Origin of the sequence: Leifsonia sp. McL0618, from assembly GCF_049994905.1 — a bacterium.
In the GTDB taxonomy this organism is placed as follows: domain Bacteria; phylum Actinomycetota; class Actinomycetes; order Actinomycetales; family Microbacteriaceae; genus Diaminobutyricibacter.
Genome location: NZ_CP188258.1, coordinates 2,211,399 through 2,225,876, shown reverse-complemented (window position 1 = coordinate 2,225,876; position 14,478 = coordinate 2,211,399). Strand labels below are relative to the sequence as shown.

General features: G+C 67.1%; 12 protein-coding genes. 5 read left to right on the top strand and 7 right to left on the bottom strand.

Translation table 11 applies throughout. From position 1 onward, the window contains the following. Positions 1–152 precede the first annotated feature (152 nt). The 4 genes from ACPPVQ_RS10645 to dut form a co-directional block, all read right to left on the bottom strand. Entirely contained in the window at positions 153–2,450 is a 2,298-nt protein-coding gene (locus ACPPVQ_RS10645) for an HAD-IC family P-type ATPase (RefSeq protein WP_426515074.1), read from the bottom strand. An 84-nt stretch (positions 2,451–2,534) separates the two neighbouring features. Next, on the bottom strand, positions 2,535–3,338 hold the full coding sequence (locus tag ACPPVQ_RS10640) for a DUF3159 domain-containing protein (RefSeq protein ID WP_426515073.1): 804 nt from the start codon (positions 3,336–3,338) through the stop codon (positions 2,535–2,537). Between the two features lie 11 nt (positions 3,339–3,349). Further along, positions 3,350–3,973, bottom strand: coding sequence for a DUF3710 domain-containing protein (locus ACPPVQ_RS10635; RefSeq protein WP_426515072.1), 624 nt, complete (start codon positions 3,971–3,973; stop codon positions 3,350–3,352). After that, positions 3,970–4,461, bottom strand: coding sequence for a dUTP diphosphatase (gene dut, locus ACPPVQ_RS10630; RefSeq protein ID WP_426515071.1), 492 nt, complete (start codon positions 4,459–4,461; stop codon positions 3,970–3,972). Before dut ends, ACPPVQ_RS10635 begins: the two co-directional genes overlap by 4 nt. 38 nt (positions 4,462–4,499) lie before the next feature. Between dut and ACPPVQ_RS10625 the strand changes: the two genes are divergently transcribed. Beyond that, a complete protein-coding gene (locus ACPPVQ_RS10625; protein WP_426515070.1) occupies positions 4,500–4,961 on the top strand; it encodes a DUF3093 domain-containing protein in 462 nt (153 codons plus the stop codon). On the opposite strand, the gene ACPPVQ_RS10620 is transcribed toward ACPPVQ_RS10625, so the two are convergent. Beyond that, positions 4,958–5,251, bottom strand: coding sequence for a DUF4193 domain-containing protein (locus tag ACPPVQ_RS10620; protein WP_163289790.1), 294 nt, complete (start codon positions 5,249–5,251; stop codon positions 4,958–4,960). The two genes, ACPPVQ_RS10625 and ACPPVQ_RS10620, sit on opposite strands and share 4 nt — an antisense overlap. 206 nt (positions 5,252–5,457) lie before the next feature. On the opposite strand from ACPPVQ_RS10620, the gene sepH reads away from it, so the two are divergent. After that, positions 5,458–6,612, top strand: a complete 1,155-nt coding sequence (sepH, locus tag ACPPVQ_RS10615; RefSeq protein ID WP_426515069.1) for a septation protein SepH — start codon at positions 5,458–5,460, stop codon at positions 6,610–6,612. A 14-nt stretch (positions 6,613–6,626) separates the two neighbouring features. Here sepH and ACPPVQ_RS10610 read toward each other — a convergent pair whose 3' ends face one another. Beyond that, positions 6,627–7,769, bottom strand: a complete 1,143-nt coding sequence (locus ACPPVQ_RS10610; protein ID WP_426515068.1) for an alkaline phosphatase family protein — start codon at positions 7,767–7,769, stop codon at positions 6,627–6,629. 86 nt (positions 7,770–7,855) lie between these two features. Here ACPPVQ_RS10610 and ACPPVQ_RS10605 point away from each other — a divergent pair, with 86 nt between their 5' ends. The 3 genes from ACPPVQ_RS10605 (at position 7,856) to ACPPVQ_RS10595 (ending at position 12,350) form a co-directional block, all read left to right on the top strand. Continuing rightward, positions 7,856–10,330: a DNA gyrase/topoisomerase IV subunit A gene (locus ACPPVQ_RS10605; protein WP_426515067.1), complete on the top strand. Its 2,475-nt coding sequence runs from the start codon at positions 7,856–7,858 to the stop codon at positions 10,328–10,330. Between the two features lie 92 nt (positions 10,331–10,422). Next, positions 10,423–10,950, top strand: a complete 528-nt coding sequence (locus ACPPVQ_RS10600; RefSeq protein WP_426515066.1) for a PadR family transcriptional regulator — start codon at positions 10,423–10,425, stop codon at positions 10,948–10,950. A gap of 2 nt (positions 10,951–10,952) precedes the next feature. Beyond that, positions 10,953–12,350: a DHA2 family efflux MFS transporter permease subunit gene (locus ACPPVQ_RS10595; RefSeq protein ID WP_426515065.1), complete on the top strand. Its 1,398-nt coding sequence runs from the start codon at positions 10,953–10,955 to the stop codon at positions 12,348–12,350. 4 nt (positions 12,351–12,354) lie between these two features. On the opposite strand, the gene ACPPVQ_RS10590 is transcribed toward ACPPVQ_RS10595, so the two are convergent. After that, positions 12,355–14,436: a DNA gyrase/topoisomerase IV subunit B gene (locus ACPPVQ_RS10590; RefSeq protein ID WP_426515064.1), complete on the bottom strand. Its 2,082-nt coding sequence runs from the start codon at positions 14,434–14,436 to the stop codon at positions 12,355–12,357. Positions 14,437–14,478 lie beyond the last annotated feature (42 nt).

Sequence of the window (14,478 nt, the reverse complement as noted above, 5' to 3'; positions counted from 1 at the left end):
GATCAATATTCGTGGTCGAACAAAGCGGGTTTCCAGCAAGGCTAGCCTAAGTGGCGGGCCCGCTTCCGGCATCCGTTCGCTTCACAATTTATCTTGACGTCGAGATAAATCTAGCATAACGAAAAGGCTTGTCGAGACGTGCGTATGCGCCGTCATTCCCGGTCGAACACCAGCTCCCGCCGCCTCGCGAAGCGGTAGAAGACTTCGATTCCGGCCGCCCCTGCGACGCCGGCGACGATGCCCCACAGCAGTTCGAGCGAGAGCGGGATGTGCATCATGAAGAAGTCTCTCGTGGCCGGCAGTACGCACACCAGGAGCATCGCCACGACCACTCCGGCCAGCAGTGCGATCCGGGGCCAGCTGAGCGGTCTGGTGAGCACGCAGAGGATCCAGAGCGACACGCAGAACAGGGTGATCGTCGTGATGCTGCGCACCTCGGGAAGGGGGATGCTGCGGTAAAGCGGAAAGTAGGCGATCACGCACGCGGCGGCCGCGATGGTGCCGGTGGGGATCGAATAGGTCAGGATGCGCCGCAGCACGCCCGGCGTGTAAATGCGGCGATTGGGTGCGAGAGCGAGCACGAACGCCGGGATGCCGATGGCCAGTGTCGACACCAGGGTGAGCTGCCGCGGCAGGAACGGGAAGGGCCACAGCATCACCGCGCTCACCAGCGCGAGAAGGATGCCGTACACCGTCTTTGCGAGGAACAGGTTCGCGACCCGTTCGACGTTGGCGATGACCCGGCGGCCGAAGCCCAGAACGTCGGGGAGCCTGTCGAAGCGATTGTCGAGCAGCACGATCCGGGAGACGGCCTTCGTCGCGGCGGTCGCGGTACCCATGGCTATGCCGAGATCGGCATCCTTGATCGCCATCGCGTCGTTCACGCCGTCGCCGGTCATCGCGACCGTGCGACCCATCTCGCGGAGGATGCCCACCGCGGCCCGCTTCTGCTCCGGGCTGACGCGGCCGAAGATGTCCGAGGTCTCGAGAGCCGCGGCCAGTTCCGCATCCCCGTGGAGTTTCGATGCGTCGACGGCCTCGCCGTCGAGGTCGAGCGCGCGTGCGACGGCAGACACGGTCACCGGGTTGTCCCCCGACATCACCACCACGCGCACTGCCTGCGTTCGGAAGTAGCCGAGCGTCGCTCGTGCCGCCGGGCGCACCGACTCCTCGAACACCACGAGCTGTGCCGGCTCGACGCGTACTCCCCTGATCGGTGCATGCAGTCCGGTCGGCAGTGGGTCGATGGCTCGCACCAGGGCGAGGGTCCGTTTGCCCGTCGCCGCGACCGCGGTGGCCTGGGCCAGCTCGTCGGGATGCTCCTCCAGCAGCCGCTCGGGCGCGCCAAGCAGCCAGGACGACCGCACATCGCCTGCCGCGAATACGACACCGCTGAACTTCGTCGCGGAACTGAACGGGATGCGGTGCTCGACGAAGACGGCGGCCGAGCGGAAATGATTCGACAGGATGCCAGCCGTGGCGTTGCCGGCGTCGTCGGCCCCGAAGGCCGCCAGGGCGAGCTCCGCTTGCTGCTGGGGCACCGCATCCCCCAGCGGAAGGATGCGGTCGAACGCCAGTTCGCCGCTCGTGAGCGTGCCCGTCTTGTCGAGGCACAGCACGTCGACACGGGCGAGGACCTCGACCGCCGCGAGCTCCTGCACGAGCACCTTGCGGGCCGCGAGCTGGATAGCCGCAACCCCGAAGGCGAGGCTTGTCAGGAGAACCAGTCCCTCGGGGATCATTCCGACGACGGCCGCAACGGCGTCGAGAAGTGCGCGCCGCCAGTGTCCGTTCTGGCCGAGCGTCGCGAAACCCCCATAGGTGAGCACCCGGCCGATGAGGGTGATGACGATGAGCGGCCCGAGGATCCAGGACAGGTAGACGAGGATGCGGTTCGTCGCGTCGCGCAATTCGGAGCGCACCAGCGAGTGCTTGCGGATCTCGGAGGTCAGCCGGCTGGCGTACGAGTCGGCGCCGACCGCGGTCACCGTCGCGTACCCTGTGCCGCTCACGACGTGCGAGCCGGAGAGGAGCTGGTCCTCTTCGTCTTTGAGCACAGGATCGGCCTCGCCGGTCAGGAGCGACTCGTCGAGCCCGAGCCCGTTGCTCTCGACCACGACCGCGTCGGCCGGGATCTGATCGCCCGGCCTCAGCACGAGGAGGTCGTCGAGCACCACATCGGCTAGAGCCACCGTCTCCACTGCGCCGTCGCGTTTCACGCGGCTCTCCGGCGCGGCGAGCAGCGCGGCGCGGTCGAGGACCAGCTTCGCGCGCACCTCCCCAATGATCCCGATCAGCGCATTCACGACCACGACGCCGTAGAAGAAGCCGTCGCGGAGGTCGCCCAGGATGAGAACCGCGATGAAGCATCCGGTCAGGATGCCGTTGAACAGCGTGAAGACGTTCTCACGCAGGATGTCCGAGATCGAGCGCGACGTCGGTTGTGTCACCGTGTTTCCACGCCCGCTGGCGTGGCGCTCCGCCACTTCCGCGCGGGTCAGTCCCTCCCCTGTGCGCGCGTACGTCACGGAACGTCAGGTCCGGTTCGACTCGGGCCGGTCGGGACCGGCGGGTTCGGGTTCGGGCGGTGTAACTGTCTTTTTCGTGCCGCCGACCCCGTAGAGTCCCCGGACCACGAACCAGGTCACCAGCAGGAGCGGCGCGTAGAGCGGAACTCCCATCAGCAGCCTGGCGACGCCGAGACCGGTGGTCGCCGCGTCGGTGTGCGCCAGGTAGAGCGGCAGCTCGACGATCAGGCGGGCCGCGAACAGCAGGAACCAGAGGAACGTGAGTGCCTGCATGACGCGGAATTTGGTGCGGTCCTTGCGCCACGCGAGCCCGTCGCCCATGAGGTAGCCGGATGCGAGGCCGATGAGCGGCCAGCGAACGAGAATCGAGATCAGCAGGGCTGCACCGTAGAGCAGGTTCAGCCCGATGCCGAAGAGGAAGTTGTCTTCGCCCCGGCCGGTGATGAGCGCGAGGATCGCTGACAGGCCGACGCCGATCAAGCCCGCGATCGCCTGTGTGACCGGGGTCTTGCCGATGATCCGCCACGCGGTGAACGCAATGGCGACGAGTACCGAGGCGCCGAGGGAGAGCGGAACGTTGGAGGTGAAGGTGAACAGGATGAGGAAGACCAGCCCGGGCAGGATGGTCTCCAGGAGCCCGCGAACGCCTCCGAGCGCCGCAAGAAGCGCCGTCCCGGTCGGGGTGTCGCTGTCCGCGAGCTTGCCGATGCCTGAGGTACGCGCCGCGTTCGCCAGGCCCTCGCCGATGGCGTTCGACACACTGGGGTCGCGTTCGTCGTCCGGGTTCGCCGGGTCGTCGGGGGTGGACATGCTCGGCAGGCTCACACCGAGAGCGTTTCGTCGCCGGTTGGGGGCGCAGTCGGCATCCGGAGCGGGATCAGGTCACGGGGAGGCATGGGCACGGTGCCGCGGACGACGACGATGCTGCGGAACAGGTCTTCGACGAGTGCGGCAGCGTCGGGCTTGACAGCGGCATCGCCGGCGATCACGCCTCGGAGGAACCAGCGCGGGCCATCGACGCCGACGAAGCGAGCGACACGCGTCTCGCCGCCGGGGCCCTGGGCCGCAGCGACGGGGATCTCAGCAACGAGTTCCGGGCCGAAGACACCGTCACGCACCGAGGTGCGACCGCCCTGGCGCTCGACCTGCTCGGCGATCTGCTCCCGGATCTCGTGCCACAGTCCGCTGGAGCGGGGTGCCGCGAACGGCTGCACCTGGAGCGTCGAGTTCGCGTAGTCGAGACCGACCGCGACCACCCGCTGGGTCTCCTCCTCGACCTCGAGCCGCAGGTGCAGTCCCTCGCGAGGAAGGATCTTCACTCCGCCGAGGTCGACGTACGGACGAACGGGGTTGGCTTCGCTTTCGTCGAGCGGGCCGTCCGTCTCGCGATCCGCCGGCGCCGACTTCTCCCAGCTCGTGGGGTCGATGCTGCTCGTGTCGGTCACGCTCGTTCTCCTGACTTGACGCTGTCTTCGGGCTGCACGGCGGTGCTCAGCTCCGTGCTGTAGCCGGTCGAGCCGAACCCTGACGTTCCACGCCGGCTCTCCGGAAGGCTGTCGACGGGCACGAAACGCGCCCGGGTCACCGGCATCACGATCAGCTGGGCGATCCGGTCGCCGACGGCGATATCGTACGGCATCGACCTGTCGGTGTTCAGGATGGTGACCCGGATTTCGCCCCGGTAGCCCGCATCCACGGTCCCCGGGGAATTCACGATCGTGATGCCGTGCCGCGCGGCCAGTCCGCTGCGGGGCACCACGAAACCGGCGAAGCCGTCAGGGAGCGCGATGGACACGCCTGTCGGCACGGTCGCGCGCTCGCCGGGCTCGAGGGTCACGGCTTCGGCGGCACAGAGATCGGCGCCGGCGTCGCCCGGGTGGGCATAGGCGGGCACGAGGCCTGCGACGATCGGAACGTCAACGGTATCGGTCACGTGTCGAGGGTAGTGCAGAAGTCTGATCGAATAGAGCCATGGTTCTCTATCGTGAACGGCTCTGGGCCGCTCCCTGGCTGTACATCTCGACGGCCCTCGTCATCCCTGCGAGCATCATCGTCTTCGCGCCCATCAACATGACCGCAGGCATCATTACCGCGATCGTGTTGTACGGAGGCTGCGTGGCGATGTTGATCGCCTCGTCGCCGGTCATCCGGGTCACCGACAGTGACCTTTTCGCCGGGCGCGCGAGCATCCCGCTCACACTGGTGGGCGAGCCGACGGGCTACGGGCCGGATGCGGCACAGCTGGAGCGGGGCCAGCGGCTGGATGCGCGCGCCTGGCTCCTCATCCGCGGCTGGGTGAAGCCTGTCGTGAAGGTGCCGGTGCTCGACCCGCAGGACCCTGCGCCGTACTGGCTGATCTCGACAAGAAGCCCGGACCAGCTGGTCCGGGCTCTCGATGAAGGTCGACTCGCGGCTGCGAGCGCTGCGTCCTAGGCTGCGCACTCCACGCAGATCGGTCCGAGCTTTGTCTCGTGATCGATCTGCGAACGGTGCTTCACCAGGAAGCAGTTCACACAGGTGAATTCGTCGGCCTGGGGCGGGAGGACCACGACATCGAGGTCGAGGTCCGAAAGGTCCGCGCCGGGGAGTTCGAAGCCACCTGGGTTGTCCGCATCGTCAACGTCGACAACCCCGGACATCTTGTCCGGGACACGCTCCTTGAGGGCCTCGATCGACTCCGAGTCGTCTTCGGTCTTCCGTGGTGCGTCGTAATCCGTTGCCATGCCCATCCACTTCTCGTATAAACGACCGATTTTTCGCAATCGGCGGCCATAGTTTGCATCAATCCGCAGGGAATAGCAAACCACTTGCGTAGTGCAATGCCGCTGCTCGGTGATCAACTTCCGGCGCGCCACAGTTATTCCCCGGAAATGGGGGTACCACGTGGCATTCTTGCGACGTACGCGGAGAGCTGGGAAGGCATTTCATCATGCAGGATTTAAAGGTCATCGGAGTCGAGAACGGTGCACTGCTCGCCGCGAGCGACGACGGTGAACGGTTCCGCATCGCCATCGACGAAGTACTGCAGTCCAGGCTTCGCCAGCGCAAGACCGAAGCCGCCGCCACGGCGCCGAAGCTGTCACCGCGGGAGGTGCAGGCGCACATCCGCTCCGGCATGTCCGCCGAAGACGTTGCTGCGGTCACGGGCGCTTCGCTGGAGTACATCCAGCGCTTCGAAGGTCCGATCGTCGCCGAACGTGAGCACATCGTCGCCTCTGCGCTGAGCGTTCCCGTGCACACGACCGCCGACGTCGACCCGCTCGGCGAAGGTGCGACGTTCGGTGCCGTCATCCGTGACCGGCTCGCGTCGCTCGGCGTCGCCGGGGAGCGGTGGGCCGGCTGGAAAGACGCAGAGACCGGCTGGATCGTCAAACTGGAGTTCACCGCCGACCAGATCGACCACGACGCTCGCTGGGGGTATGACGCCCGCAAGCATGCTCTCGCACCGCTCAACTCCGAGGCGACGACACTCTCGCAGCAGGGCGAGCTGAAGGGCGCACTCATCCCCCGGCTGCGTGCTGTCGCACCACACTCCTCCGAACCCGACGACTCGCGCTTCGACAGCGGGGCCTTCACGTTCCACGAGACGCCGAGCGACCTGCTCGGCCCGGACGCCGCTCCGTTCCTCGAGCCCGTCGCCTACAGCCGCACCATCCCGTCGGCGAACAACTCCATTGCGATCTCGGCGATCAAGCGGTCCGACGACGACCAGCCGAAAGACGTGCACCAGACCGCGGACCTCCTCGAGGCGCTCCGCCGCCGACGAGGTGAGCGTGAGGCCGCGGGGTTCGACGACAAGCCCGAGAAGCCGGCCGCGGAGCCGGGCATCCGCATCATCGATGTGCCGCTGGACGAACTCGAAGAGATCAACGTCAACCCGGTGGAGCTCCGGGACCCGCCTGCTCCGGAAGACACGGGTCCGCAGTCGATGGCCGGCCAGCCGTCGGCAACCGGCCAGCAGTCAGGCACGGGAACGCAGTCGAACACCGGCCCGCAGGGACGAATCGGTAAGAAAGGCCGGGCGTCGATGCCGAGCTGGGACGAGATCGTCTTCGGAGCACGCACGGACGACGACCTGGCCTGAGCCCGGTATCCCGGTCAGGCGATGGAGCCGAGACGGATGAGGGGAACGCGCGTCTCCTCCTGGGTCAGTGAGCCATGCTGTCCGATCATGTTCCGACCCGCCAACAGCGGATCACGGGAGTCGTAATACGCGATCCGGCGACGGGCGGCCACGAGCACATCACCGATGCGGGGCAGGACGTCTTGTGAGACGTCGGAGCCGAACCATCCCGCCTCGATGGCTTCGGCGCGGGTGGCAACCCAGGCACGCTCCCCCTCGACCTCTCTCCACACTGCAGCCAGACGATCGGCCGCCTCCGCCGACGAGTCGGCCAGGTACAGCTGGAGGCAGCGTGGCTCGCCCCCCACGTATTCGACGCGGTCGACGAGCTCCGGAACGGTGTCGAACAGCACGTGGCCGGTCTGGGGCACATCGATCACCCCATGGTCGGCGGTGACGAGGACTCCGTCTGAGCGGCCGAGAGCGGCCGTCAGGGCCACGAGATGGCCATCCAGGGCCTCCAGCTCGGCCGTCCAGGCGGGCGACTCCCACCCCGATGCGTGGGCGATCGTGTCGAGTTCGCTGACATAGAGGTAGGTCAGGCTCGGTCCCGGCCTGCGCAGGATGTCGTGGGCGGCCCCGAACCGGTCGGCCACCTTCTTGCCGGGCACGTACTCGGCACCCCGGAGGACCGCGTGAGTGAACCCGGAGTCGCTGTAGCGCGGCTGGCCGATCGCGTAGGTGCGTACGCCCATCCGCCCGGCGCGCTCGAACACGGTCTCGCTGCGCTGCCACGTCGCCGGGTCGAGCCGGTCATCCCAGCCATTGAGCTGATTCACCATGCGGTCCGAGGCGCTGTCGAGCACACGGTAACCCACGAGGCCGTGCGTGCCCGGCGTCGTGCCCGTGCAGAGCGTCGCCAGCGCTGCCGCTGTCGTGGTCGGGAAGCCGGAGTCGATCGTCGCCGGTTTCGTGAGGAGTGGCGCGAGGAACCTGGCGTGCCCCCCGCGCGCTCGCAGTGACGCAGCACCCAGCCCGTCGACGACCACGACGACCATCCGCTCGACCTGCCGGAGGCCGAGCGGATTCTCCACACCGAACAGCGCATCCACAGAACTTGGCAGAACAGCGGCAAGGCTCAGCCGTGTCGTGAAAGCGGCCGGTAGCATGGGGGGCATCCGGCCCAGTTTGTCACACACGAGCGGGGCCGGCGGTAGTGAAACGTCCCTTCGGTGCCGCCCAGCACGCCTCCCAGATTGCACGCATGAATCCGACTAACGACCCCCCAGCAGCTCCGACGACGGAACGAATCGAAGACGTCGATGTGACGACCGAGATGCAGGGGTCGTTCCTCGAATACGCGTACTCCGTGATCTATTCGCGGGCGCTCCCCGACGCGCGTGACGGCCTCAAGCCCGTGCAGCGCCGCATCCTGTACCAGATGACGGAGATGGGGCTGCGCCCCGACCGTGGACACGTCAAGTCGGCCCGCGTGACCGGCGAAGTGATGGGAAAGCTCCACCCGCACGGCGACAGCGCGATCTACGACGCGCTCGTGCGCATGGCCCAGGACTTCACCCTGCGCGTGCCGCTGATCGACGGTCACGGCAACTTCGGTTCGCTGGATGACGGGCCCGCGGCCCCCCGCTATACCGAGGCCCGCCTTGCTGCCGCGGCCCTCGCACTCACCGAGGACCTCGATGAAGACGTCGTCGACTTCGTCCCCAACTACGACAATCAGCTCATGCAGCCCGACGTGCTGCCCGCTGCTTTCCCGAACCTGCTGGTCAATGGGGCCAGCGGCATCGCGGTCGGCATGGCGACCAACATGGCCCCGCACAACCTCATCGAGGTCGTCGGGGCTGCGCGGCACCTGCTCGCCAACCCCGACGCATCCCTCGACGAGCTCATGGAGTACGTGCCGGGGCCCGACCTGCCCGCCGGGGGCACGATCGTCGGCCTCGCAGGCGTTCGCGACGCCTATGCGACCGGCCGCGGCAGCTTCAAGACGCGCGCCAAGGTCAGCGTCGAGAGCATCACTGCACGCAAGAGCGGCCTGGTCGTCACCGAACTCCCCTATCTCGTCGGACCCGAAAAAGTGATCGAGAAGATCAAGGACGGGGTCAACTCCAAGAAGCTGAGCGGCATCTCCGACGTCACCGATCTCAGCGACCGCACGCGCGGCCTGCGGCTCGTGATCGGCATCAAGACCGGATTCAGCCCGGAAGCCGTTCTCGAACAGCTCTACCGGCACACCCCGCTCGAGGACGGCTTCAGCATCAACAACGTCGCGTTGGTCGACGGCGGCCCGCAGACCCTCGGCCTGCGCGAACTCCTTCGCGTCTATCTCGATCACCGCATCAGCGTGGTGACGCGACGATCCCAATACCGTCTGGCACGCCGCCAGGAACGCCTGCACCTCGTGGAGGGTCTCCTGATTGCGATCGTCGATATCGACGAGGTGATCCAGGTCATCCGCACGAGCGACGACACTGAGCAGGCGCGCACACGGCTGATGGAGGTCTTCGACCTGAGTACGCTGCAGGCCGATTACATTCTGGAACTCCGCCTGCGCCGGCTCACCCGGTTCTCGCGCATCGAACTCGAGACCGAACAGGAGCAGCTGCGCGCCGAGATCGCCGAACTCGAGGAGCTCCTCGGTAGCCGTGAACGCATCGAGCTGCTCGTCTCGGACGAACTCGAGCAGGTCGCGGCCAAATTCGGCACGCCGCGACGAACCCTCCTCACCGAAGCCCGGCCGTCGATCGCGACGACCACGTCGCGCGGCAAGCCCGCCGTACTCGAAGTAGCGGATACGCCGTGCCGGGTGCTCCTCAGCACCACGGGAAGGATCGTCCGGGTCGATCAGCAGCCGGATGACGACGGCGGCCTCGGCCGCATCCAGGCGCCCGCGCGGCGGAGCAAGCACGACGCTCTGCTGTCCGCCCTCGACACGACAAGTCGCACAGAGATCGGTGCGGTGACCTCGAAGGGCCGGCTGATCCGCTTCTCGCCGGTCGACCTTCCCGCAGTACCCGCCAATTCGATCCAGCTCGCCGCAGGCGTGCGTGTCGGGGACTACCTCGCCCTTGCGGATCGCAAGGAACGCGTTCTCGCCCTGGTCTCGCTCACCTCCGACGAATCCATCGCACTGGGCACCCGCCAGGGCATCGTCAAACGCGTGACCGCCGGCGATTGGGCGAACAAGCCCGAGTTCGAGGTCATCGCACTGAAGCCGGGCGACGAAGTGGTGGGAGCGGCGAACTGCTCCGACTCGGACGAGCTGGTCTTCGTCGCATCCGATTCTCAGCTGCTGCGCTTTCCGGCGTCGACGGTCCGGCCTCAGGGCCGCGCGGCCGGCGGAATGGCGGGCATCAACCTGGCGGCGGATGCCCGGGTCGTCTTCTTCGCGGTCATCCGGGCCGCTGAACGAGACGCCTCGGTGGTCGTCACGGTCGCCACGAGCACGGAGACACTGCTCGGAACCGACCCCGGCAGTGCCAAAGTCAGCGACTTCGCGGAGTTCCCGGCGAAGGGTCGCGCGACCGGCGGCGTGCGTTCGCACCGTTTCCTGAAGGGCGAGAGCGAGCTCGCCCTCGCTTGGGTCGGTCGCGGTCCCGCTCTCGCGGTGGCACCGGATGGCGTGGCACGTGTCCTCCCGGCCGGCGGCGCACGCCGCGACGGTTCCGGCGCAGCCCTCGACGCCGTGGTCGGCAGTGTCGGCCGCCAGCTCGGCTGACCGCTGAGGACCGCTTGCCAGCCTGACCTGGGCCACACTGGACGCTGAGTTCCTCTTGACCGTCCAGTGTGACATAGGTCACACTGGACTACGTGTCCTCGATCGACATCATCATCCTCCGTCACCTGCGACGGCAGCCCGCCCACGGGTACGAACTTCGCAAGCGCGTCGAGGAGACCACGGGGGTCGTCCTCCACAACAACTCGCTCTACCCCGCCCTCAAGCGCTTCGAGGAGTCCGGCGCTGTTGTCCGGCGCTCGGAGGAACAGGAGGGCCGGCCGCCGCGCAATGTCTACTCGATCACTCCCGTCGGGCTCGAACTGCTTCACGACCTGCTCGCGGCCCTCCCTCCCGAGATGGCCGGAGACGAACTGGAGTTCCTGACGAGGCTGGGGCAATTCTCGCTCCTTGAGCCCTACGAACGACTCGCGATCCTCGATGCGCGTGACCAGGCACTTGAGGCGCGCAACCATCACCTGACCGCCCTGCTCGACCATGCCAAATACGACCTCTGGAACCGCGAAGTGACGGCGGAACTGATCCGCCGATGCAGCGCCGAGAGGGAATGGCTTGCCGGGCTTCGCGATGCCGCTTCGACAGCCCCGCTGTCGAAGGACTGACCATGCCGGCTCCGGATGCGTCCACTCTGCCGCGCGCACGTTCCGGCGCTGTCGTGCAGTTCGCACTCCTCGCCGGCCCCCTGCTGTCGATGCTCGACTCGAGCATCGTCAACGTCGCGGTCTCACCGATCGCGGCCGATCTGCACGCGCCCATCGCCACCGTCCAGTGGGCTGTCAGCGGATATCTGCTCGCGCTCGGCATCGGACTCGCCGCCACGTCGTACCTCGCGCGTCGCTTCGGCACGCTGCCGGTCTACGTGTTCAGCATCGTCGCCTTCACGGGCGCATCGCTGCTCTGCGCTCTGGCGCCCTCTGCAGAACTCCTCATCGCAGGCCGGCTGCTGCAGGGACTCGCCGGCGCTCCGATGGTTCCCCTGGCGATGAGCATGCTGCTCGGCAGCGGTGGGGGCGCCCGGTCGATGTCTCCGGTCGCGGGCATCATGCTCTTTCTGGGTCCCGCCCTCGGGCCGAGCCTCGGCGGAGTACTCATCGGCGCGTGGGGATGGCGCGCGATCTTCCTCGTGAATCTGCCGATCGGGGTGGCGGCCGCCATCAGCGCCCGCCGCATCCCCCGGATGCTCGCAACCGGACGTCAGCCCGGCGCACGCTTCGACGTCGTCGGCTGGGTTCTCCTCGCTGCAGGTCTCGCGCTGTTCCTCTTCGGTGCGGTCAACAGCGAGACCGGAGGATGGGCCGCACCACAGACCTGGATCCCGCTCATCGCCGGGCTTGGGCTGCTCGCAGGCTATGCGGCGTGGGCGTGGCGGTCGTCGCATCCGATCGTCGATCTGAGCCTTGTGACACGACTGCCCGCTGTGCTCTCGCTCGTGCTGTGCGCCTTCGCCTCGGTGGTCACCTACGCAGCGATCTTTCTGCTGCCGGTGTTCATGCAGACCGCCCAGGGATACACGCCCCTCGCCGCCGGAGCGGCACTGCTCCCCCAGGGCGTGCTCACCGGGCTCAGCCTCGCCTTCGGCCCGAAACTCCTCGAGCGGCTGAGCGTGCGCGTCACCGTCGCACTGGGTTTTGCGCTTCTGACGGCCGCCAGCGTGGCGCTGCTCGCCATCGATCTGGCCACGCCGCTCTGGATGACCTCCCTCGTGCTCGCCTGCCGCGCCGCATCCATCGGTTTCGTGATCTCGCCGCTGCTCGCCGTGATGTTGCGGGGCGTCGAGGATGCCCGGCTCGCCGACGCGAATACCCTTTTCAGCATCTGGCAGCGCATCGCCGGATCGATCGGCATCGCCGTGATCGTCACCCTCTTCACGCAGAACGCTGTCACGTCAGGGCCGGTTCCGGCCCTCCACGACGCCGCGACCATGCTCATCGCGCTCTCCGGGGTCGCGCTCGTCGGCGCACTCTTCCTGCCCCGCGGCCGGTACCAGGCACTCACCGCCTGAGCGGTCAGACGTCGATGCGCGAGCGGGAGAGGTCTCCTGAACCGGCGATGATGAAGTCTTTGCGGGGCGCGACGTCGTTGCCCATCAGCAGTTCGAACACGCGGGCGGCCTGCTCGGCGTCGGGAACCCTGACGCGGCGAAGGGTGCGGTGTGTACGATCCATCGTCGTCGTCGCAAGCTGGTCGGCATCCATCTCGCCCAGTCCTTTGTAGCGCTGGATGGGTTCCTGGTACCGCTTGTTCGTACGCTTCAGCCCCGCAAGCACCCCCTGAAGCTCCGCCTCCGAGTAGGTGTAGATCGTCTCGTTGGGCTTCGATCCGGGGTTCATCACCACAACGCGGTGCAGTGGTGGAACGGCCGCGAAAACGCGCCCTTCTTCGATCATCGGCCGCATGTACCGGAAGAAGAGCGTCAGCAGCAGCGTGCGGATGTGGGCGCCGTCGACGTCGGCGTCGCTCATGATGATGATCTTGCCGTAGCGTGCGGACGCCAGGTCGAAGCTGCGTCCTGAGCCCGCGCCGATCACCTGGATGATCGATGCGCACTCGGCGTTCGACAGCATGTCGGAGACAGACGCCTTCTGCACATTGAGGATCTTGCCGCGAATCGGAAGCAGTGCCTGGTACTCGCTGTCGCGTGCACGGCGAGCGGTACCCAGCGCCGAATCGCCCTCGACGATGAAGAGCTCGCTGTTGGCGACGTCGCTGGAGCGGCAGTCGACGAGCTTCGCGGGCAGGGATGAGGTCTCGAGCGCGTTCTTGCGCCGTTGCGTCTCTTTGTGGGCGCGTGCCGAGATGCGCGACTTCATCTCTGCGACCACTTTGTCGAGCAGCAGCGCCGACTGCGCCTTGTCGTCACGCTTGCTGGAGGAGAACCGTTCGCCCATCGCCTTCGCGACGACCTGGGCGACGATGGCGCGTACCGCCGGCGTGCCGAGGACCTCTTTGGTCTGGCCTTCGAACTGCGGCTCGGGCAGGCGCACCGTCAGCACCGCTGTGAGTCCGGCGAGCACGTCGTCTTTCTCGAGTTTGTCGGTGCCGACTTTGAGCCGCCGTGCGTTCTGCTCGACCTGTTGGCGCAGGAACTTGAGCATCCCCTGGTCGAAGCCGAGCTGGTGGCTTCCGCCCTTGGGCGTTGCAATGATGTTGACGAAGCTCTTCATGACCGTCTCGTAGCCGGTGCCCCAGCGCAGTGCGATGTCGACCTGGCAGTCGCGGCGCAGTTCAGTCGGCATCATCGCGCCCCCTTCGGAAAGCACGGGGACGGTCTCGGTGAAGTGCCCATCGCCGGTGAGGCGCCAGGTGTCGGTCAGGGGGCTGTCGGGTGCCAGATAGTCGACGAACTCCGAGATGCCGCCCTGGTAGCTGAAGGTCGAGTCGACGGGCTGCTCACCGCGGTTGTCGGCGATGGTCAGCTTCAGGCCGGGGACCAGGAAAGCCGTCTGCCGGGCACGGCCGAGAAGGTCGTCACCCTGGAACTCGGCCCCGCGAGTGAAGATCTGCCGGTCGGCCCAGTAGCGGATGCGCGTGCCGGTGACACCCTTCGCCACCTTTCCGACCACACGCAGTTCGCTGCCTTTCTCGAATGGCGTGAAAGGGGCATCGGGCGTGGCAGCGCCGTGATCGGCGAACACCCCGGGCTCGCCGCGGTGGAACGACATCGCCCAGGTCTTGCCGTCGCGGTCGACTTCGACATCGAGCCGCTCGGACAGCGCGTTGACCACGGAGGCGCCGACGCCGTGCAGACCGCCGGAAGCCGCGTAAGATCCGGAGCCGAACTTGCCGCCGGCATGGAGCTTGGTGAACACGACTTCGACGCCGCTGAGCCCCGTCTTGGGTTCGATGTCGACGGGAATCCCTCGCGCGGAATCGCGCACCTCGACGCTGCTGTCGGGGTGCAGGATGACCTCGATGTGGCTTCCGTGACCGGCGAGCGCTTCGTCGACCGAGTTGTCGATGATCTCCCACAGGCAGTGCATGAGGCCGCGGGAGTCTGTTGATCCGATGTACATGCCGGGGCGCTTGCGCACTGCTTCCAGGCCCTCCAGGACGGAGAGATGCCTGGCTGAATAGTCTGAGCTCGACACGAACGCTCCTTGCACACGTTGTGGCGCCCGTGCTGGTGAACG

What these genes read in the sequence shown, in the direction of transcription:
- ACPPVQ_RS10610 (WP_426515068.1), bottom strand. Translation starts at nt 7,769, where the DNA reads ATGCCCCCCATGCTACCGGCCGCTTTCACGACACGGCTGAGCCTTGCC.
- ACPPVQ_RS10620 (WP_163289790.1), bottom strand. Translation starts at nt 5,251, where the DNA reads ATGGCAACGGATTACGACGCACCACGGAAGACCGAAGACGACTCGGAG.
- ACPPVQ_RS10605 (WP_426515067.1), top strand. Translation starts at nt 7,856, where the DNA reads ATGAATCCGACTAACGACCCCCCAGCAGCTCCGACGACGGAACGAATC.
- sepH (WP_426515069.1), top strand. Translation starts at nt 5,458, where the DNA reads ATGCAGGATTTAAAGGTCATCGGAGTCGAGAACGGTGCACTGCTCGCC.
- ACPPVQ_RS10595 (WP_426515065.1), top strand. Translation starts at nt 10,953, where the DNA reads ATGCCGGCTCCGGATGCGTCCACTCTGCCGCGCGCACGTTCCGGCGCT.
- ACPPVQ_RS10625 (WP_426515070.1), top strand. Translation starts at nt 4,500, where the DNA reads ATGGTTCTCTATCGTGAACGGCTCTGGGCCGCTCCCTGGCTGTACATC.
- ACPPVQ_RS10640 (WP_426515073.1), bottom strand. Translation starts at nt 3,338, where the DNA reads ATGTCCACCCCCGACGACCCGGCGAACCCGGACGACGAACGCGACCCC.